We start from the raw sequence: 19028 nt of genomic DNA on the forward strand, positions 1-19028 counted from the left end.
TTGGCACGCCTTAGCTAGCAATACAGGCCGTCATGAAACAAAAAAATCCCCGGCTTGGTGATCCAGGCCAGGGACAAATTCGTGGAGACAAAAACAATCAGCAGTACTTCATGAAAACTAGAACAGATCAGCCGCCGTCGCTGCCAGGCTCTCGTCCAGCACCAGGGCTTTCAGAGCCTCGATATCGGGAGCCAGATAACGGTCCTGATCGTAGAAAGGCACGGCCTGACGAATTGCATCCTGCACCTTCTTCAAGCGCTCGGACGTCAGTAAAGGGGCATGGAAATCAATGCCCTGTGCTGCGCACAGCAATTCAATCGCGATAATCGCAGCCGTGTTCTGTGCCATGTCTTCCAGCCTGCGCGCCGCAAAGGTTGCCATGCTGACGTGATCTTCCTGGTTCGCGGAAGTAGGCAGGCTATCCACACTGGCAGGATGTGCCAGCGACTTGTTTTCTGAAGCCAAAGCCGCCGCGGTCACATGGGCAATCATGAAGCCCGAGTTCAAGCCTGCGGATGGAACCAGAAACGGTGGCAAGCCGGAAATACTGGCGTCGATCAGCAAAGCCACACGGCGTTCTGCCAGGGCACCAATTTCAGCAATCGCCAGAGCCAAGCCATCAGCAGCAAACGCCACTGGCTCGGCGTGGAAGTTGCCGCCGGAAATTACCTGATCCGGCTCGCTGTTCTTGCCTGGGAACACCAGCGGGTTATCCGTGACGGCATTGGCTTCCGTCAGCAAGCTGCGTTCGTTCTGCGTGATCAGATCCTGAATCGCGCCCATCACCTGGGGCTGGCAACGCAAGCTGTAGGGATCCTGCACCTTGTTGTCATTGTCGCGGTGCGACTGACGAATCTGGCTGCCAGCCAGCAGTTCCCGATACAGGCGGGCTGCATAAATCTGCCCTGGCTGTCCACGCACCTCATGGATGCGCGCATCAAAAGGCGCATCACTGCCTTTGGCGGCGTCCACACTCAAGGCACCGGCCAGAATCGCATTGCGGAACAAGGTCTGGGTGCGGAACAAGCCATTCAAAGCCAGGGCCGTAGACACTTGCGTGCCATTGATCAGCGCCAGCCCTTCCTTGGCGGCCAGCACAATCGGGGTGATACCCGCCCTGGCCAAAGCCTGCTGGGCAGGCATCCATTCGCCTTGCCACTTGGCTTGCCCTTCACCGATCAGCGTCAGCGTCATGTGCGACAAGGGTGCCAAATCACCCGATGCGCCTACGGAACCTTTGGACGGAATGAAAGGCACCACGCCTGCATTCAGAATGTCCAGCAAGGTCGTGACCACATGCGAGCGTATGCCTGAAAAGCCACGCGCCAGACTGGCAATCTTCATAGCCATGATCAGCCGTGCCACCGCATCGGACACCGGCTCGCCCACCCCCACGGAGTGCGACAGGATCAGGTTCTTTTGCAGCTGTTCCAGATCGTGGTCGGGAATGCGTTGCTGGGCCAGCTTGCCAAAGCCGGTATTGATGCCATAAGCCGGATTACCTTCACGGATGATCTTGGCCACAATGGCCGAGGACGCATCCATGGCCCCGATCGCCTGTGGCGGCAGAGTCAGAACAGTCGGTTCCTGCCAGATTTGGCGCAGCTGTGCCAAAGTCAGTGCGCCGGGAGAAAGCTCGATACTCTTGCTCATTTATCTGTCCTGTTTTTCTTACTTGATCATGGGCAGTGTCAGCCCGAAATTCTTGGCCGTTTGAATCGCCAGCTCGTAGCCTGCATCCGCATGACGCATCACACCACTGGCGCAATCGTTAATCAAGACCCGCTCCAGACGGGCCGCCGCCTGCTCGCTACCGTCGGCCACAATCACCATGCCAGCGTGCTGGCTGTAGCCCATGCCCACCCCGCCCCCATGATGCAGCGAGACCCAGCTGGCCCCGCCTGCGGTATTCAGCAAAGCATTCAACAAAGGCCAGTCCGACACGGCATCCGTGCCATCACGCATGCTTTCGGTTTCGCGGTTGGGGCTGGCTACCGAGCCGGTATCCAGATGGTCGCGACCAATCACAATCGGCGCTTTCAGCTCGCCCTTGCGCACCATTTCGTTAAAAGCCAAACCGGCACGATGACGCTCGCCCAGACCCAGCCAGCAAATTCGTGAAGGCAGGCCCTGGAAAGCAATACGTTCCTGCGCCATGTCCAGCCAACGATGCACGTGCTGATTGTCGGGGAACAGCTCTTTGATCTTTTGATCGGTTTTGTAGATGTCTTCCGGGTCGCCTGACAAGGCCACCCAACGGAACGGGCCTTTGCCCTCGCAAAACAAGGGGCGAATATAGGCAGGTACAAAACCGGGGAAATCGAAGGCATTGGCCACGCCTTCATCAAACGCGACTTGGCGAATGTTATTGCCGTAGTCCACAACCGGAATACCCATTTTCTGGAAATCCAGCATGGCCTGTACATGAACGGCGCAGGACTTGGCAGCGGCTTGCTGAATACGGGCGTGTTGCGCCGGGTCTTTCTGCGCCGCCTGCCACTGCTCCACCGTCCAACCCGAAGGCAAATAGCCATTGAGCAGATCGTGGGCGGACGTCTGGTCCGTCACCAGATCAGGTTTCAAACCACCAGCTTGGGCACGTCGCACCAGTTCAGGCAGTACGTCGGCAGCGTTACCCAGCAAGCCAATCGACACAGCCTCCTTGGCGGCCGTGTGCTGGGCAATCAGTTCCAGCGCATGGTCCAGATCGCGCGCCTGCTTATCCAGATAACGGGTCTGCAAACGGAAGTCGATACTGCTTTGCTTGCATTCAATTGTCAGCGATACCGCCCCGGCAAAGCTGGCAGCCAAAGGCTGTGCGCCACCCATGCCACCCAGGCCAGCAGTCAGAATCCAGCGCCCAGCCAGCGAACCACCAAAATGCTGACGACCTGCTTCGGCAAAAGTCTCGTACGTGCCTTGCACAATGCCCTGGCTGCCAATGTAGATCCAGCTTCCCGCCGTCATCTGCCCATACATGAACAGACCGGCCTGATCCAGCTCGTGGAACTTCTCCCAGGTGGCCCATTTGGGCACCAGATTCGAGTTGGCCAGCAGCACGCGTGGTGCATCACTATGAGTACGGAATACACCCACCGGCTTGCCGGACTGAATCAGCAAAGTCTGGTCGTCCTCCAGCTGGCGCAGGCTGGCCAGAATCTGGTCATAGCACTCCCAGTTCCGCGCCGCACGCCCAATGCCGCCATACACCACCAGATGCTGGGGATTCTCGGCCACGGCCGGGTCCAGATTGTTCTGAATCATGCGGTACGCCGCTTCCGCCACCCAGTTCTTGCAACTGAGCTTTGTGCCCGTCGGGGCATGAATCTCCCGCGCAGGATCGAAACGGGGATCTTGGCTGGCCGCCGAAGTGTGATGATCAGGCATGGTGATGTCCTCCATCTGAGGTGTCTCTGGATACGCGTTGGTTCTATCTGGCAGGCTGTTTCCATACACGGAAGGCAGGTCCAAGCGCCGACAAAACAACGGTTTTCTTGTAAGCTCATGCCAATGTATAGTCATTTTCCCAAGTTGTCTATACATATAAAAGAGAGCCTTGCATAAGCCAGTGAATGTAAGCATGGCAAGGCATCACCCGCGGCCTGGTGCACGACCTCAGATCTGGCCTGCGCGAGACTCTTTTGCGTGAGAACACGTCCTACAGGAAAGCATAAAAATGGATGTCCCCCAGACGAGTCATTCGTCAACTGAACCAAGCATGCCTGCCTATCTGCAAATCAAGAATTTTGTGCTGGAAAAAATCCAGTCCGGCCAATGGCGTGAAGGTGATCTGATCCCCACCGAACTGGCTTTATGCGAGCAGTTTGGCGTGTCGCGCATGACGGTCAACCGCGCACTGCGGGAACTGACGAACGATGAGCTGCTGGTCCGCATCAAAGGCTCGGGCACCTATGTCGCACAGCCCAAATTCCAGTCCACCCTGATCGAGATACGCAGCATCGCGCAGGACATACGGGAGCGCGGCCACCAACACAGCTGTCAGGTGCTGAGCATGGAGCGGCTGCAGGCCAGCCCGGCTCAAGCGCGGCTGTATGGCATTGCACCGGGCGCGGCGCTGTTTCATTCCATTATTGTTCATGCTGAAAACGGCCTACCCATCCAGTACGAGGATCGTCTGGTGGATGCGCAAATGGCACCGGATTACATGGAGCAGGACTGGAGCCAGATCACGCCTAATGAGTATCTGGTGCGGGTTGCTCCCCTGCCGACCGGCTTTTACAGCATTGAAGTGCTGGTGCCGCCCACCGGAATCGCACAGGCCCTGCACATGCAAGAGCAACAGCCCTGTTTGGTGATGGACCGCCGCACTTTTTCCAGCGAGCAGTTCACTACTCATGCCAGACTCTGGCATCCCGGCGATCGCTACAAATTCACGGGACGGATGTAAACCGCTCCCTGGCAACTGATCCCCCATGCCCAATTCCCTGACTCACTATCTGCAGCTCTGGAATCTGAACGCGGATGGCCCCACCTTTACCAGCGGCAATGCGCACTTGCTGCCGGTGCAATGGCACGGCCAGGCCGCCATGCTGAAAGTCTCGACCTCTCCCGAAGAAATCCAGGGCTACGATCTGCTGGAGTGGTGGCAAGGCCAAGGGGCCGCCAAGGTACTGGCCCGCGCGAGCAATGCCCTGCTGATGGAGCGCGCCACAGGAACCCAAAGTCTGGTGGCGCTAAGCCATGCCGATCAGGATGAACAAGCCAGCCGAATTATTTGCGATGTCGTCGCCCAATTGCACCAGGCATCATCAAGGGCCGAGAACCCTCAAAACCCCCGTGCAGCTCCCGGCACACTGACCCCGCTACACGACTGGTTTCAGCCGCTTGAGCACGTTGATACCAGCCTGCACCCTCTCCTTTCCAGCGCTCGCCACACTGCACGGAAACTGCTTGCCCAAACACGCGACATCGTGTGTCTGCACGGCGATATTCATCATCACAATATTCTGGATTTTGGACCACGCGGCTGGCTGGCTATCGACCCCAAAGGCTTGATCGGGGAACGCGCTTTTGACTACGCCAATCTGTTCTGCAATCCGGATACTGAAACCGCCCTTGATGCTGATCGATTTCTGGCACGGGTGAACACCGTATCCCACTATGCCCAACTGGACCGGCAACGGCTCTTGCAATGGATTCTGGCTTGGTGCGGCCTGTCGGCCACCTGGCATTTTGAAGACGAAAGCGATCCGGCTACTGCACTGGGCATTGCAGCGCTGGCCGCACAGACCTTGTCCTGAAACCTTAAGCCCGCCCGCTCTCGACTTCTTCGCTCTTGCGATAGCGGGTCAAAGACAGCCCTGTGTGGCGCTTGAAATAACGGCACAGATAGGACGGATCCTCAAAATTCAGCTGATCGGCAATCTGCCCGATCGCCAGCTGGCTGTAGGAAAGCAGCGCCTTGATCTCCAGAACCACTTGCCTGTCGATCAAGGCCTTGGGGCTGTCGTTGAAAAACTCTTTGGTCAGCTGAGACAGATAAAACGGGGTGATGTTGAGCGCATCCGCATAACACTTCACCTCCCTATGCTCCCGACATTGCTGGCCAACCAGTTCCCAAAACCGCCAGCTGATCATTTCCTTGCGGCTGAACTGCTGGCTGCCCTGGTATTCAGGCGGAATCTGCTCGGCAATGCGCAGAAAGAAATTCTGCAGCTGATTGCGCAACATGATGTGCTGATACAGCGTGCGGGTCCGCACAATCTCGCGCAGTTGCACCAGCCAGGCCGCCAGCAAAGCTCGGTCCTTCTGCGGCGGCACACACAGCGGATTGTCGTGCAGGAACACAAACAAGGGATTAGGCAGCTGATACGCCACTTCCGAGGCCAGATTCTTGGGCATCAACAGGAAAAACACCTTGAAACCGCGCGAACGCCGTTTCAGCAGCGCAATCGTGTCTTCCGCCAGCACCAGCACATCATGGGGCCGTACGACCTGATCCTTGAAGTTCAGGCTGACCAGGGCGCGGCCTGACAGGCAGATCATCAAGGTCATATAGGCATGACCAAAAGACAAAGGCATTCCCACACCTTCCGCCAGCGTTGTCTCGCCTGTCAGCCAGCTGTCTTGGGCGCTGAATAATTGTGGGATCTGATGCATGGTGTTCGTCTTTCCTTTACGACCCGACAATCCGCAGGACTTGCTAAAAGTACCGAAACTGCCAAGGTACTGCTCTGTTCCCCCAAGCCGCCAGGTTCTATTCTGTTTTCTGCTTAATTGTGAGTAAAGAAAATGAAACTCCAAACAGAAAGACTTATTTTACGCCCCTGGCAGGACAGCGACGCCGAGGATTTGTACGAATACGCCAAAGACGAGCGAGTCGGCCCGATTGCAGGTTGGCCGGTTCATACCAGCGTTGAGGAAAGTGCCGAAATTATCCGCACAGTTTTCAATATGCCCGAAGTGTATGCCGTCGAGCACAAGGACAATGGCCGGGCTGTCGGTTGCATTGGCATCCTGATCGGCAAGAACAGCAACTTCGAGATCAGTGAAGAAGAAGGCGAAATTGCCTATTGGATTGGCGTCCCTTACTGGGGTCAGGGCTTGATCCCCGAGGCCGTGCGCGAAGTGATGCGACACGCTTTTGAAACGCTGAAGCTGAAGGCCCTGTGGTGCGGCTACTTTGCCAACAATGCCCAATCGCAGATTGCGCAAACCAAGTGTGGCTTTCGCCATCATCACACCGAAGAAAACAAGTACAACCAGTTCCTACAGGACTACCGGACTGAACACATCAGCCGCATTACCGCTCAGGAATGGCTGGCCTTGCCCAAACGACAGGCCTGAACACCTGTCGTAACCCACACCCACGCCGCCGCTCTGGGTGTAGAACGGCCCCCAAAACCTGGATACCTGTCCCAGGCGTTTGGGGGCCGTTCACCTTGGGCATCGCGTGCAGCGCACGCGGTGTCTTCTAGACCGTCTGCAAAGCGTGCTTGGGCTGTCGCAACAAGACAAAGAGCAGACCGGCAATCAAGGCCGCCAGGCCTGCCAGCGCATGCAGCACCGTCAAAAATGAAGCGGCATAACTGGCAGCCAATTGCGCTTCCAAACCAGGCAGCTGTTGCGCGGCCAACTGCAATTCACCCAAAGCCGCTCGACTGGCTGCTTCCAGAACCGCCGCTTGTGTAAACGCAGTGCTGTCCACACTCAGGTGATGCTGAATCAAGGTAGCCAGCAGCACGCTGACCACGGCAATGGCCACACCATCCGCAGAGATCCGCACCGTATTGAAGATACCCGTGGCCATTCCGACCCGATCCGGGCTGACCACACTGACCGCCATCCCGTCCATCAAACCCCAGGGCAAACCGATACCCACGCCGATCAGCAATAAAGGCAGATGCAGGGCTGGACCGCCACCTGCATCAAAGCCTTCCGCCAGAGTCCACAAACCCACGGCTACCAGAAGCAAACCCAGGCTGGACAAGGTGCCTGCCGATAGCCAGCGAGTTAGCAAGGCCGCCACAAAAGGCACGATCAACAAGGGCGCGGCCAACCAAACCATCATCTGCCCGGCCTGCAATGCGCCGTAACCATCAATCCCCATAAAGCGACCGGGCAACAACACAATCAGCACGATGAACAGGAATGCGGGGGCTGCGGCCAAAGCCTGCACACCCACAAAGCCGGGGTCACGAAAGAAACTCAAATCAATCATGGGCTGCGCAACGCGGCGCTCTATACAGACAAAGCCCACAAAGGCGACAACAGAGGCCAGCAGGGTGGACAGCACCCAGCTATCGGACCAGCCCCGCTCCGGGATCAGCAACATGCCATAGGTAAACAGGCCCAAAGCCAGCGTAAAGCTGATGGCACCCGGCCAGTCCAATGCACCCTGCGAGCCGCCCTGACTGGGCTTGGTGCTGATCAGAACCAGCAGCAAGCCGACCACGCCAATAGCCCCGGTCGCGTAGAACACGCCTTGCCATTGCAGCGCCTCCACAATCCAGCCGAAAAACCAGGGGCCAAAAGACAGGCCCAGGCCGAAAGACGTACCTAACAAGCTGAACGCCCGCGCCCGTGCACGCCCTTCAAACAAGGGAGCCAGAGAGGACATGGCAGCGGCAAAAGCGGCGGCACCGCCCAGGCCCTGCATCATGCGCAAGATATCAATCCAGAACACGGAGGGCATGAAAGGAATGGCGATGGTGAAGGCGCAAAACCACAACATGCCAATCAGCCAGATGCGGCGCTGACCGTAAATGTCCGTCAGGCTGCCCGACACCATCATGGCACCGCCGTAACTCAGAATGTACGCGTTCATGATCCAGCTCAGTTGCGCGGCGCTGCCACCCAATTCCGCACTGATGGCCGACAGCACCACTGCCGGGCCGGTGAAGCACAAGGGGATCAATAAAGCCGTTAAACAGGCTGACAATAATTGCAGCCGACGCATGGCCGGCGAGGAAGAAGAGGAAAGCATGGTTCTCGTTGACTGCTAAAGCGTGCGTGCCCAACAGAAATGGACACGGTATGAAATACCCGCATGATCGGGGTCGATTTCAGGAGCTTAAGCGTCACCGCATCAAAGAAAAATACACTACAGTTATTAATACTTAGGAAATAAATTCTTAAATAAAGTCGGCACCATGATGGAAAACCTGAGCAATATCGGCCTGTTCGTGCGCGTGGCGGAACGCCTGAGCTTCTCGGCCGTGGCCCGCGAATCCGGCCTGTCGCCCTCCACAGTAGGCAAGTCCATCGCCCGTCTGGAAGAGCGGCTGAAAGTGCGCCTGTTTCACCGCAGCACCCGCACTCTGGCCCTGACTGCCGACGGCAAGATTTTTCTGGAGCGCTGCAGACGCATCTTGAGTGAAATCGAGGCAGCAGAACTGGAAATGTCCCAAGCCAGTGAAATGCCGCGCGGCACCCTGCGAATCAGCTTGCCGCGCTACAGCGGCCTGTTTCAGCAGGCCATCAGCCACTTCATGCAGCGTCACCCGGCCGTGGAACTGGATATGGATTTTTCCGACCGTCTGGTCGATGTGATTGGCGAGGGTTTTGATGCGGCCATCCGTGCCAGCGCCTTGAGTGACTCCGGCCTGATGCGCCGCCGTCTGTGCACCTTCCGCCGTGTCCTGGCCGCCTCCCCCGAGTATCTGCAGGAACGTGGTCGCCCTCTACAGGCCAAGGACCTGCAACACCATGCCTGCCTGCACTACCGCTTTCCCAATACCGGGCGGCTGGAACAATGGCCAATTTCCGAGACACAGGACATGCCCGAGCTACCCCGCACACTGGTCTGCAATAGCGTGGAAATGCGGGTGCATCTGACCCTGCAAGGGCAAGGCATCGCTTGTCTGCCGGATTTCACGGTGGGGGAACATTTAAGCAGCGGGCAGCTGCAAACCATTCTGGATGAATACACCCATAACACCGTGCCACTGTGGATTGTCTGGCCAGCCAGCCGCAACCTCTCGCCCAAGCTGCGCGCCTTTATTGACTGCATGAGCGAGGCGGTTTTCCAGGCCTAGCCCGGCACACCCTGCGACTGCGGCCCGGCTATCAGCCCCCGGTCAGCTCGGAAGCGGCATCCTGGGACTGGCTCACACACAAGAACAGCTCCTGAGCTTCTTCGCGGCTTAATGTCAGGCCCAAGCGTGTCTGCAAGCATTCGGCCCAGGCGGTCGCATCCGTGTATTGATGCCGTTGCGACAGGCCCGCATTATCCCGCTGCGTATACGTGTCATTGACCATCAGCTCGCGGATACCGGGCTGGGTGCGGCTGATCAGCAGGCTATTCAAGAACACCGACTGCGGATAGGTCGAGGTGTACCAATTACCGATTTCAAAATCGATCTGCGAGGCCGGAGCCAAGCCGTACTGATACACCGTCTGCCAGCCGCTACGAGTTTGGAACTGCAAGCTCAGCACCTCTCCGGCCTGCGTAATCCGATACATGCCGTGTGGCGTTGTTTGCGGCGTATCCAGCACAAATTCCAAAGGTGCCGTTTGCGTGGTGGAGCCAAAAGCCACATCCGCAAACCAGCTACGGCCTTCAATCTCGACTCGCAGCAACATATGCGTCAGGCCAGTTTCCACCTCGGCGGGGACTTGCCAGCGCACGCGGGCAATCAAGGGCGTAACGTTAAAGCCCATCTGCTGCAAAACCGCCAGAAACAGCGTGTTGTGCTCAAAGCAATAACCACCTCGTTGACGCTGAATCAACTTGTCCACAATGGCCTCCAGATCCAGAGGCACACTGTCTCCCCGGTAGGGCGCAATGTTCTCAAACGGGATCGCTTGCGGGTGCAGCACATGCAGCTGTTGCAACACTTCCAGGCTCGGTTCCACCGGCCCCTGATAGCCGATACGGGCAAAGTAAGAATCAAGAAAAGCCGCTGTAGAAATGGCAGTCATCTGACACCTCAAAAAATCGCGATTATGAAAAACGGCGGTCTGCTCCACCTGTTTATACAGGCAAAACGACCGCCCAAAGCTGTCTTGCACCCGGTGAGCCGGGCCTGCCACTCTACCGACACCCCATTGCCAGCAAAGCGACAGACCCTTGGTGGCTCAAGCGCTATGCTGACTGACGAAGTTCAGCAAATTCTGTTTGGGAACCGCACCCACCAGGCGGTCAATGACCATGCCGTCCTTGAACAGCAACACGGTCGGAATGCTCTGGACACCATAGCGCACGGCCAGATCAGGCGACTTGTCCAGGTCCACCTCGCCAAACTGGGCGCGGCCCTGCATATCGTCCGCCAGAGCATTGAAAATGGGTGCCATCACCCGGCATGGGCCACACCATTGCGCCCAGAAACGCACGGCATATACATGGGATGCCTGGCCCAGCTCGGCATCAAAATTGTCGTTATTAAGTTTCTTGAGCATGAATGAAGACTCCATAAAGTAAGGGCAAAAAGCCCGCGCCAGATCGCCACGATATCGTGGCGATCCAAGGCAATAATCAGGCAGGCAAACAACGTCCCAGCAATTGGCCGGGCCAGTCTTCTACCTGGAAAGTAGCAAGGCGTTCATAGCCACAGGACTCGTAAAAACGCACTAAAGCCCCGGTACCACCGCCGTAACAGTCCACACGCAATTGCGCGACACCAGCACGTCGGGCCTGATCATCTGCAAAGCCCAGTAAGCTGCGTCCCAACCCCTTTGCCTGCGGGTCTCGCGAGCAAATCAAGACGCGCACATACACCTCCGGCTCGGTCGCGGCGGGCACATAGGGCATGGACTCACCCAGAATCAAGGCACCCTGAACACGACCTGCCTGGTCTTCAGCCACCCAGGCTCCAGGCAAGGCACAGGCCTCGCGAATTCGGGCAATCTGGCGCTCTTGAGTTGACCAGGGCTCTGTGCCCCACTGCCCTTGATTGCCAATCTCCGTAAACCAGGCAATGGCTTCATCAAACAGGGCAAGGACAGCCGCGACGTCCTGCTCCGTCGCGCGACGTACCAGCCAAGGCCCCATGTACATACCGATATTGTTCATTGCTTTACTCCTGACTCTAATAAGGACCCTGGGCAGTAAAACACAGTGTGTTATGACCCTGCAGAGGGGTTTCAAGCCTCCAGAATCTGCCCATCCGTCTGCTAGCAGACACAGCGGTGCTCAGGCGTGAGCCGACGTCCGGCTTAGCCGTGCATCCAGTCCCGCCAACAACAAGGAAACCACCGCGATGATGACGCCTACCCAGGCAACCGAGGCCAAGCCATAGCCCAGGCTGATCGGGATACCGGCCAGCAAAGGTGCCAAGGTCAAACCAGCCTGAAAAGCGGAGGCGTTGGTGGCCCCTGCCAACATGGGTGCATCCGGTGCCAACACATACACACGCCCCCACACTGCCGGGTTCAATAGAAAACCTGCCAGGCCCAGCATGAACACCATGGCAACCGTTGCCCACACCGAAGCGGCAAACAAGGCGATGATGGCCGAGCTGATAATCAGGCCAATAATCCCCGCGACCAAAGTTCCACGCGGCTGACCATCAGCGGTACGGCCACCTATCGTCAAACCGATAAAGGCACCGACACCGAACAGGATCAGGACCGCTGGCAACCATTCCGCATTCAAGCCACTGACTTCCATCAGCAAGGCGGCGATATAGCCAAAGGTGCCCATGTACGCAGCCGTGGTGAACATGGTGGTGGCATAGGCCACCCACAGGGCGGAACGCTTCATGGCACGCAATTCAGTGACCAGATCCGGCTCTTTTGCATCGCTGGCAGTGTGCTTGGGCAAGGCCAGCAGGACGGCGACTGCGGAAATCACGGTGACGGCAATCACCGCCCAGAAACCGCCTCGCCAGCCTGTCGCCTCACTGATGTATGTCCCCGCCGGGCCGCCCAGCACCATGGCCACCGTCAAACCACTGACCACAATGGACAAGGCCTTGGCGCGGCGATCCGGTGGCGACAACTGCACAGCCGTGGCCGCTGCCACGGACCAGAAACAGGCATAGGCCAAACCCATGCCAAAGCGCGCCAGCAAAATGGCCCAGTAGCCCTGTGCCAGCAAACTGACCACCGTAGCCGCAATAAAAGCCAGCTGACTGATGAACAAGGCACTGCGGCTAGGCCAGCGCAAGGCCAGGATCGCAAAAGGCGGGCCACCAATCAGCGCCCCCACCGCAAAGGCTGAAATCAGGGTGCCTGCGGTAGGCAAGGAAATGCGCAGATCCTCCGCAATCATGGGCAGGATGCCGCCCATCAGAAACTCGGCACTGCCCATGGCAAACAGGCTCAGGGCAAGCAGATAGACGGCAGACGGAATGGTTCCAGTGGTTTTCAGGCTACTCATGACAGGTGTCCCAACAAATTACAGCGCCTTAGGCCACTTGCTTGATCAGCAAGGCCGCAAGGTACATACCCAAACCAAAAATCGCGTGTGTCAGCAAGCTGCGCAAACGATTGATCCAAGGCGTAGGGGTACGCGATGCAGCCACTCCGGCTCCCATGGCGGGCTGCATGACAAAAAAGGGCATCACGACCGTCACCGTGCCCACAATGACGGCGGGCAGCCAGCGGGGATCTTGCAGCCACGCGGTGCCATAGACCGCAACCAGCAAAAAGGCGAAAACAATGCCCACGGCATAGTGAATGAACCAGCCCAGGGCAGACTCCCCCGCAATCGGTTCAGCCTTGCCGATATTGCTGTGCGCGATCTGACCACGCAGCAAATATCCGGCCCAGCGGCCCACCATGGCGTAGTTCAGCGTGGCAACGCCCATCGCCTTTTGAATCAGGCCCCAGATATCCATAAAGATGGTGGCTCCGACCCCGATCAGAATCACATGCACCCACTCATTGATCGATAACATTGGCAATCCTTTCCGTTGATAAGCACATCGTTTTGAGCGATCATAGAAGTTGAAGTCAACTTCAAGTCAATAGGTGCAAGATGGATATTTCAGAAGTCGCCAAACAAACAGGCTTGCCCTCCTCCACCGTGCGCTATTACGAGAAGGAAGGCCTGATCAGCGCGGTCAGCGCTCCCGGAGAACGGCGTCGTTTCACCCCACAAGTGCTGGATCAACTGGCCTTGATTGCCTTGGGGCAAGCGGGCGGTTTGTCGCTGGAAGAAATACGGGCCATGCTGCCTCCCGATGGCTCTCCGCAGGTAGACAGGCAGTTGCTGCTGTCCAAGGCCGATCAACTGGATGCCACCATCAAGCGCCTGAAAGCCATGAGCGAAGGCTTGCGCCACGCCGCCCACTGCCCCGCCGCCAACCATACGCAATGCCCTCAATTCCAGCGCTTGCTAAAGGCTGCCGCCATCCGGGTGAAGAAGAACAAGACGGGCAACTCCAGCGAGGCGGTGTCACGTCTTGCCAAAACCTTGTAGGGCAAAAAACCAACAGCCGTCACGGGCCGAGGCTTCAAGGCTGTAAAAACCTCCCCCTATAATGAACAGCTGTCGCGCCACATCCCTTTGGACTGCGCCAGACGCAGCCATCAAGCGTTTCCCCCGCGACACATCTGCAAGCTATTTATGTGAGGAGCCGTCTGCATGACGAGCACTGAGTCAGCAACTGAGTAAGCCGCAACAAGCTCTTGTCTTGTTGCGGCGTTCTGTACTTCCAATCCCGCTGATTGATAACAAACAGACGCCGCCCGATCTCTTTTTCGAGTGGTAATTTTGTTATGTCTTCCTCACGCTCTTCCTGGGCTTATACGCTGCCAGCCACCCTGCTGCTGATGGCGCCCTTCGACATCCTCGCTTCCCTGGGGATGGATATTTACCTGCCTGTCGTCCCGGCCATGCCGGAGCTTCTGGGCACAACCCCAGCCGTCATCCAGCTGACTCTTAGCCTGTACATGCTGCTATTGGGTGCGGGGCAACTGATCTTTGGCCCCCTGTCGGACCGCATAGGCCGACGACCTGTTTTGCTGACAGGTGCCGCTCTGTTCGTGCTGGCTTCAACAGCCGCTGCCTTGTCCAGCTCCGCCTGGGCTTTTGTCGGTTTTCGGGTGCTGCAAGCACTGGGGGCCTCGGCCACCCTTGTGGCCCTGTTTGCCACGGTGCGCGATGTGTATGCCGACCGCCCCGAGGGCGTGGTGATCTACAGCCTGTTCAGCTCCATCCTGGCATTCGTACCCGCATTGGGGCCTATTGCAGGTGCTCTGATTGCCCGTGCGGGCGGGTGGCAAGCCATCTTCCTGAGCCTGGCCGGAATGGGGCTGCTGGCCTGGATCCATGCGCTGTTCCGTTGGCATGAAACCCGGCCTGCCAAGCCAATGCATTCACAGCAGTCCGCACTGGCCGTCTTCAAAAGCCCGGCGTTCTGGGTCTATACCCTGGGTTTTTCCACCGGGATGGGAACATTTTTTGTCTACTTCTCGACCGCGCCACGAGTCCTGATCGGACAAGCAGCTTATTCAGAAATGAGCTTCAGCCTGGCCTTTGCCAGCGTTGCCCTGGTGATGATTGCCACCACCCGCCTGTCCAAAACCTTTGTGGCTCGCTGGGGCACAGCGGGAAGCCTGAAACGCGGCATGGGCTTGATCGCCCTTGCCGCCCTATTGCTGGCAACAGGACAGCTCTTGCTGAAACCCTCCTTTGCCAGCTTTATCCTGCCCATGTGGCTGGCCGCCATTGGCATTGTGATGACCGTATCCGTCACCGCCAATGGCGCCTTGGCCCAGTTCAACGACGTGGCCGGTTCCGCCGTGGCAATCTACTTTTGCGTGGAAAGCCTGATCGTTAGCGTGATTGGCACCTTGGCAGTGACCTTGCTGGATGGGGATACTGCGTGGCCGCTGGTGGTGTTTGGTCTGGGGATGAGCAGCATGGTTTTGCTTGCTTTGATGCTGCTGGAGGCAAGGAGCAAACGCGAGGCTTGAAGTCAAAAAAGGAAGGCTTTCGATAAGCCTTCCCTTCATTTGGACCACCCGTCGCCACTGCTCATGAGTCATTTCAGGACCGAGCTACGACGGACAACAATGCAATCAAGCGTACCCATGTCCGTAATCCCAGTCCCAAGTACACATAAGGACTGGGATTACGGACATTAAGTCAGCAAGCCGTCCCCAGGTTCAAGTCATACGTCACCCACGCTGTTGCCTGAGCCAGACCATCGTATAGCCTGCGCGCCTGCGCATTGTCCTGCGCCGTAATCCAGCGCAGAAACGGCCAACCTTGTTCCTTGCCAGCCTGGGCGACAGCCTCAATCAAGCGGCGACCCAGCCCGCTGCCTCGCTGTTCAGGCGACACAAACAAGTCATCCAGAAAGCCAGCATCCTTGCCCAGCAAGGGCTCCGGGAAAGGACGGTAATGCGCCAAACCCAGCAGCGCACCATTCGCCGGAACTACCACCTTCCCCTGCAAAGGATGCTGCGCATCCAGCAGCCAGGACTAGGTACGAGCCAGGATCTCTTCATTCATGGGCTCTTTGTAAAACTCGGCGTACTGCCGATACAGCAGCTCCCAAGCGGCCCGGTCTTGGGGCTGCAAATCCCGGATCTGAATACCATCGGCTACTGGCTGTTCTGAACTGCTAGTCATGCTTGTCTTCCCCTGTCGCTACCATGCTGTTGCAAGGGCAGGCTGTTCCTGATGAGAGGCAAAATGCGGCAGCACATATTCAGCCAGCTCCTGGATAATTTCCGCCGCAGGTCGCTGCGCAAACTGAATACCCAAAGCGGCATGATTCACTCCGGCTGCCTGCCATTCCTCCAACAAGGTAATCAACCCCTTGCGCCCGGTACGCAGTGTAAAGCCACCTCGCAAGGGGGTGCGTGGATAATCCGGGTCGTCCACCAGATCCAGCCATTCATTGGTCATGTGCGGGCGGAAACCGCCATCGGGAATCCGCGCTCGCCATGCCTGAATTTTGGCAGCCAGCCTTTGCGGGCCCAGCGGTGTATGTGTGGCTTCCGGGTAAGTCAGCCAACCATCGGCATGCTCTGCAATCCATTCGGGCGACTGCCCCGAGGAACTGGTGACAATCAGGGGAATGGAGCCATGCACGGGCTTGGGTAACAGCTCTGCCGTATCGAAGCGGCCTAGCGGAGAGTCGATATTCAGTTGCCCCGCTTGTGTTAACTGACGGAAGTAGCTGACAGCCTGTGCAAATCGCTCTGCCCGTTCGGCTCGCTCCACACCATAGGCAGGAAACTCCACGGGTCTGTCCCCGGAAGCAATACCCAGCACCAAGCGTCCGCCGGACAACTGATCAATGGTGAAGGCGGATTTGGCCAGGTCGATCGGGTGACGCAAGGAGAAAATCGTGCTGCCCGTGGCCAAAGCCACCCGCTTGGTGCGAGCAGCCAGAAAAGCCAGATAGGTAAAGGGGTCGAACACCTGCCCCGCATCGCCAAAGCTGGGGTCATACAAAGGTACGTCTCGTACCCACACCGCTGCAAAATCCTGGCGGTCTATCTCCTCTACCAGCGCTGCCTGCCCAGCCAGCACACTCATATCGCCTTCATAAAAACGCAGAGGCAGGAAGATACCCATGGTCAGGCGACCCGGCGCAAACATGCGGCTATAGCCAGGGTGATTGGCAAAGGCAGGGAAAGATGCGCCTTGAGTCAGGCTTTTTTCAATCGTCATGATGTTTTCCCCTCAAACGCCGGTAGCGGGTTCAGGCAAGGTGATGCCTTTGCGAACTGCGGGGCGCTGGGCCACACGTTCATGCCAGGCGCTCATATGTAGGTACTGGCTGAAATCAAAGTCGATAATCCGCGCAATATGCGTCCAGCCAAAATGCGCAATATCGGCAATGGAGTAGTCCTGTCCTGCCAGATAAGGATGGTCGGCCAAGCGTGTATCCAGCACGGTGAACAGATCATTCACCAGACGGCGGTAGCGCTCGATAGCGGCCGGGATCTTCTCTTGGGCAAACAGCTCGAAATGCACGCGCTGGCCCAGAATCGGCCCCACGCTGGAGGCGTGAAACTGCAGCCACTTGATCGTTTCCCAGCGCTGAATGGGGTCTTTTGAAAGCAATTGGCCGGTTTTCTCCGCCAGATACAGCAGGATCGCGGCGGACTCGAACAGGACAATACCTGTTTCATCATCCTTCATCACCGGGATACGCCCATGCGGATTCAGAGTCAGAAACTCCGGCTGCTTATGTTCGTTCGCTTCAATACGCACGTGATGCAGGCGATACGGTAGCGCCAGCTCTTCCAGGGCGATGGTCGCCTTAAAGCCGTTAGGCGAACTATCGGTGTACAGATCAATCATGGTGTGGCTCTCAAACTGAAAGTTCGCTCTTCTTTTGTATATAGATAAGCTAAACTTTAAAAACGATACAGAAGCCTATTTTCCCCAGCTATAAAGACAAAGAAAAACGATTAAATCTGCTTTATAGATTTAGATAAACTAAACCATGAATCCTGTCTTTCCTTTGCAGGCTCTGCGCGCCTTTACCGAAGTCGGACGCCACGGCAGCATCAAGCTGGCCGCCCAGTCGCTGGGTGTGACCTCGGGCGCAGTCAGCCAGCAAATCCGGCTGCTGGAAGATCGCTTGGGCGTGACACTGTTTGTGCGCAGCCACCACAAAATGAGCCTGAGCGAAGCAGGTGAACAGGTCTACCCTGTCCTGCTGACGGCGTTTGACCAGATCGAACAGGCCATGCACACGCTGGAGGCCACCAAGCAGCGCAAGACACTGACGATCAGCACCGTGCCTTCCTTTGCCGCTTCTTGGCTGATTCCCCGGCTGGCCGATTTCAAGCAGCGCCATCCCGATATCGAAATCCGTGTGGAGGCCTCCCCCACGCTGGTGGACCTGCGTCGAGACAAAGTCGATATCGCCATTCGCCACGGCTTGGGCGTATACCCCGGCTTGCAGGCCGAGCCCTTGATGGCCCCTGTCTTGCTGCCTGTAGCCAGCCCTGCGTTGCTGAAAGGCAAGCCAGCTATTCAGGAACCAGCAGATTGCCTGGAGTGGCCACTGCTACAAGATGCCGACCGAGCCGACTGGGCCCTCTGGCTGTCTGCCCACGGAGTGGAGGACGATGCGCGCGCCGATAGAGGCACGGCTTTCGAGGATGATTACCTGCTGATACGCGGCGCAATTGCGGGCCTGGGGTTGGCCTTGATACCGCAAGAATATGCGCAGGATGAAATAGCCGCAGGCCGCTTGATGCAAGTGCTGAACAAGCCCTGGCCAGCCCGCTTTGCCTACTATCTGGTGACCTTGCCCGATACGACGCAAAGAGCAGAGGTCCGTGCCTTTAGTGATTGGATAGTCGAGCAAGCCCAGTTATAGCAAGGTAGCCAGGCTTCTTCCTGCTGCTGCTGCTGCTGCTGCTGCTGCTGCTGCTGCTGCTGCTGCTGCTGCTGCTGCTGCGGTGGTGGTGGTGGTGGCGACGGTGGCGGTGGTAACGATGACCGCTATCGCACAGCGGTAGGGAAAAGCAGAAAGCACTTAATCGCCTCCCGATCCGGCCTATGTAGGACCACCACTTCAACAGACCTCATTTCGACGCCCCCCTGCTCCAGACCTCAAGAATCAGCCTGACTTCCAACAAGGAAGCATATGATTTTTTGAAAAAAAAGCCCCGTCCAAAAGGGACGGGGCAAACCTCAACAAGCA

Annotated in this window: 21 protein-coding genes; 7 read left to right on the forward strand and 14 right to left on the reverse strand. The window is 57.5% G+C overall.

Annotation, left to right across the window (positions count from 1 at the left end; translation table 11 throughout):
- Nucleotides 1-117: 117 nt before the first annotated feature.
- Nucleotides 118-1653: a histidine ammonia-lyase gene (gene hutH / locus DUD43_RS18115; protein ID WP_153231379.1), complete on the reverse strand. Its 1536-nt coding sequence runs from the start codon at nt 1651-1653 to the stop codon at nt 118-120.
- An 18-nt stretch (nt 1654-1671) separates the two neighbouring features.
- On the reverse strand, nt 1672-3402 hold the full coding sequence (gene hutU, locus DUD43_RS18120; protein ID WP_153231380.1) for a urocanate hydratase: 1731 nt from the start codon (nt 3400-3402) through the stop codon (nt 1672-1674).
- 316 nt (nt 3403-3718) lie between these two features.
- Here hutU and hutC point away from each other — a divergent pair, with 316 nt between their 5' ends.
- Nucleotides 3719-4408, forward strand: coding sequence for a histidine utilization repressor (gene hutC / locus DUD43_RS18125; protein WP_228125849.1), 690 nt, complete (start codon nt 3719-3721; stop codon nt 4406-4408).
- Nucleotides 4409-4433: 25 nt separating this feature from the next.
- Nucleotides 4434-5261: an aminoglycoside phosphotransferase family protein gene (locus DUD43_RS18130; protein ID WP_153231382.1), complete on the forward strand. Its 828-nt coding sequence runs from the start codon at nt 4434-4436 to the stop codon at nt 5259-5261.
- Between the two features lie 4 nt (nt 5262-5265).
- On the opposite strand, the gene DUD43_RS18135 is transcribed toward DUD43_RS18130, so the two are convergent.
- A complete protein-coding gene (locus tag DUD43_RS18135) occupies nt 5266-6120 on the reverse strand; it encodes a helix-turn-helix domain-containing protein (RefSeq protein WP_153231383.1) in 855 nt (284 codons plus the stop codon).
- 132 nt (nt 6121-6252) lie between these two features.
- On the opposite strand from DUD43_RS18135, the gene DUD43_RS18140 reads away from it, so the two are divergent.
- The gene (locus DUD43_RS18140) at nt 6253-6807 is read left to right on the forward strand and encodes a GNAT family N-acetyltransferase (RefSeq protein WP_153231384.1); all 555 of its coding nucleotides are present in this window, start codon (nt 6253-6255) and stop codon (nt 6805-6807) included.
- 127 nt (nt 6808-6934) lie between these two features.
- Here the strand turns inward: DUD43_RS18140 and DUD43_RS18145 are convergent, their stop codons facing one another.
- Nucleotides 6935-8446: an MFS transporter gene (locus DUD43_RS18145; protein ID WP_153231385.1), complete on the reverse strand. Its 1512-nt coding sequence runs from the start codon at nt 8444-8446 to the stop codon at nt 6935-6937.
- 169 nt (nt 8447-8615) lie between these two features.
- Between DUD43_RS18145 and DUD43_RS18150 the strand changes: the two genes are divergently transcribed.
- Entirely contained in the window at nt 8616-9497 is an 882-nt protein-coding gene (locus tag DUD43_RS18150; RefSeq protein WP_194273528.1) for a LysR family transcriptional regulator, read from the forward strand.
- Nucleotides 9498-9528: 31 nt separating this feature from the next.
- On the opposite strand, the gene DUD43_RS18155 is transcribed toward DUD43_RS18150, so the two are convergent.
- The 5 genes from DUD43_RS18155 to DUD43_RS18175 form a co-directional block, all read right to left on the reverse strand.
- On the reverse strand, nt 9529-10383 hold the full coding sequence (locus DUD43_RS18155) for an arylamine N-acetyltransferase family protein (protein WP_153231387.1): 855 nt from the start codon (nt 10381-10383) through the stop codon (nt 9529-9531).
- Nucleotides 10384-10539: 156 nt separating this feature from the next.
- The gene (trxA, locus tag DUD43_RS18160) at nt 10540-10860 is read right to left on the reverse strand and encodes a thioredoxin (protein WP_153231388.1); all 321 of its coding nucleotides are present in this window, start codon (nt 10858-10860) and stop codon (nt 10540-10542) included.
- A gap of 76 nt (nt 10861-10936) precedes the next feature.
- Nucleotides 10937-11473: a GNAT family N-acetyltransferase gene (locus tag DUD43_RS18165; protein WP_228125850.1), complete on the reverse strand. Its 537-nt coding sequence runs from the start codon at nt 11471-11473 to the stop codon at nt 10937-10939.
- Between the two features lie 120 nt (nt 11474-11593).
- The gene (locus DUD43_RS18170) at nt 11594-12781 is read right to left on the reverse strand and encodes an MFS transporter (protein ID WP_153231389.1); all 1188 of its coding nucleotides are present in this window, start codon (nt 12779-12781) and stop codon (nt 11594-11596) included.
- 28 nt (nt 12782-12809) lie between these two features.
- On the reverse strand, nt 12810-13301 hold the full coding sequence (locus DUD43_RS18175) for a DUF2938 domain-containing protein (RefSeq protein ID WP_153231390.1): 492 nt from the start codon (nt 13299-13301) through the stop codon (nt 12810-12812).
- Nucleotides 13302-13381: 80 nt separating this feature from the next.
- Here DUD43_RS18175 and DUD43_RS18180 point away from each other — a divergent pair, with 80 nt between their 5' ends.
- Both DUD43_RS18180 and cml read left to right on the forward strand, forming a co-directional pair.
- A complete protein-coding gene (locus tag DUD43_RS18180; protein WP_153231391.1) occupies nt 13382-13825 on the forward strand; it encodes a helix-turn-helix domain-containing protein in 444 nt (147 codons plus the stop codon).
- A 299-nt stretch (nt 13826-14124) separates the two neighbouring features.
- On the forward strand, nt 14125-15324 hold the full coding sequence (cml, locus tag DUD43_RS18185; RefSeq protein WP_153231392.1) for a CmlA/FloR family chloramphenicol efflux MFS transporter: 1200 nt from the start codon (nt 14125-14127) through the stop codon (nt 15322-15324).
- 172 nt (nt 15325-15496) lie between these two features.
- Here cml and DUD43_RS19300 read toward each other — a convergent pair whose 3' ends face one another.
- Genes DUD43_RS19300 through DUD43_RS18200 form a run of 4 tightly spaced genes read right to left on the reverse strand, consistent with a single transcriptional unit; the run spans nt 15497 to nt 17671 of the window.
- Nucleotides 15497-15796, reverse strand: a complete 300-nt coding sequence (locus DUD43_RS19300) for a GNAT family N-acetyltransferase (protein ID WP_228125851.1) — start codon at nt 15794-15796, stop codon at nt 15497-15499.
- A 39-nt stretch (nt 15797-15835) separates the two neighbouring features.
- On the reverse strand, nt 15836-15985 hold the full coding sequence (locus DUD43_RS19305; RefSeq protein WP_228125852.1) for a hypothetical protein: 150 nt from the start codon (nt 15983-15985) through the stop codon (nt 15836-15838).
- An 18-nt stretch (nt 15986-16003) separates the two neighbouring features.
- Complete coding sequence (locus DUD43_RS18195) at nt 16004-17035, reverse strand: LLM class oxidoreductase (RefSeq protein ID WP_153231393.1); 1032 nt, start codon at nt 17033-17035, stop codon at nt 16004-16006.
- A 12-nt stretch (nt 17036-17047) separates the two neighbouring features.
- On the reverse strand, nt 17048-17671 hold the full coding sequence (locus DUD43_RS18200) for a glutathione S-transferase family protein (RefSeq protein WP_153231394.1): 624 nt from the start codon (nt 17669-17671) through the stop codon (nt 17048-17050).
- Nucleotides 17672-17816: 145 nt separating this feature from the next.
- Between DUD43_RS18200 and gcvA the strand changes: the two genes are divergently transcribed.
- Nucleotides 17817-18701, forward strand: a complete 885-nt coding sequence (gene gcvA / locus DUD43_RS18205) for a transcriptional regulator GcvA (protein WP_153231395.1) — start codon at nt 17817-17819, stop codon at nt 18699-18701.
- Here gcvA and DUD43_RS18210 read toward each other — a convergent pair.
- Entirely contained in the window at nt 18696-18860 is a 165-nt protein-coding gene (locus DUD43_RS18210; protein ID WP_153231396.1) for a hypothetical protein, read from the reverse strand. The two genes, gcvA and DUD43_RS18210, sit on opposite strands and share 6 nt — an antisense overlap.
- Between the last annotated feature and the right edge of the window lie 168 nt (nt 18861-19028).

The sequence above is a fragment of the Alcaligenes faecalis genome, assembly GCF_009497775.1.
GTDB lineage: Bacteria > Pseudomonadota > Gammaproteobacteria > Burkholderiales > Burkholderiaceae_B > Alcaligenes > Alcaligenes faecalis_D.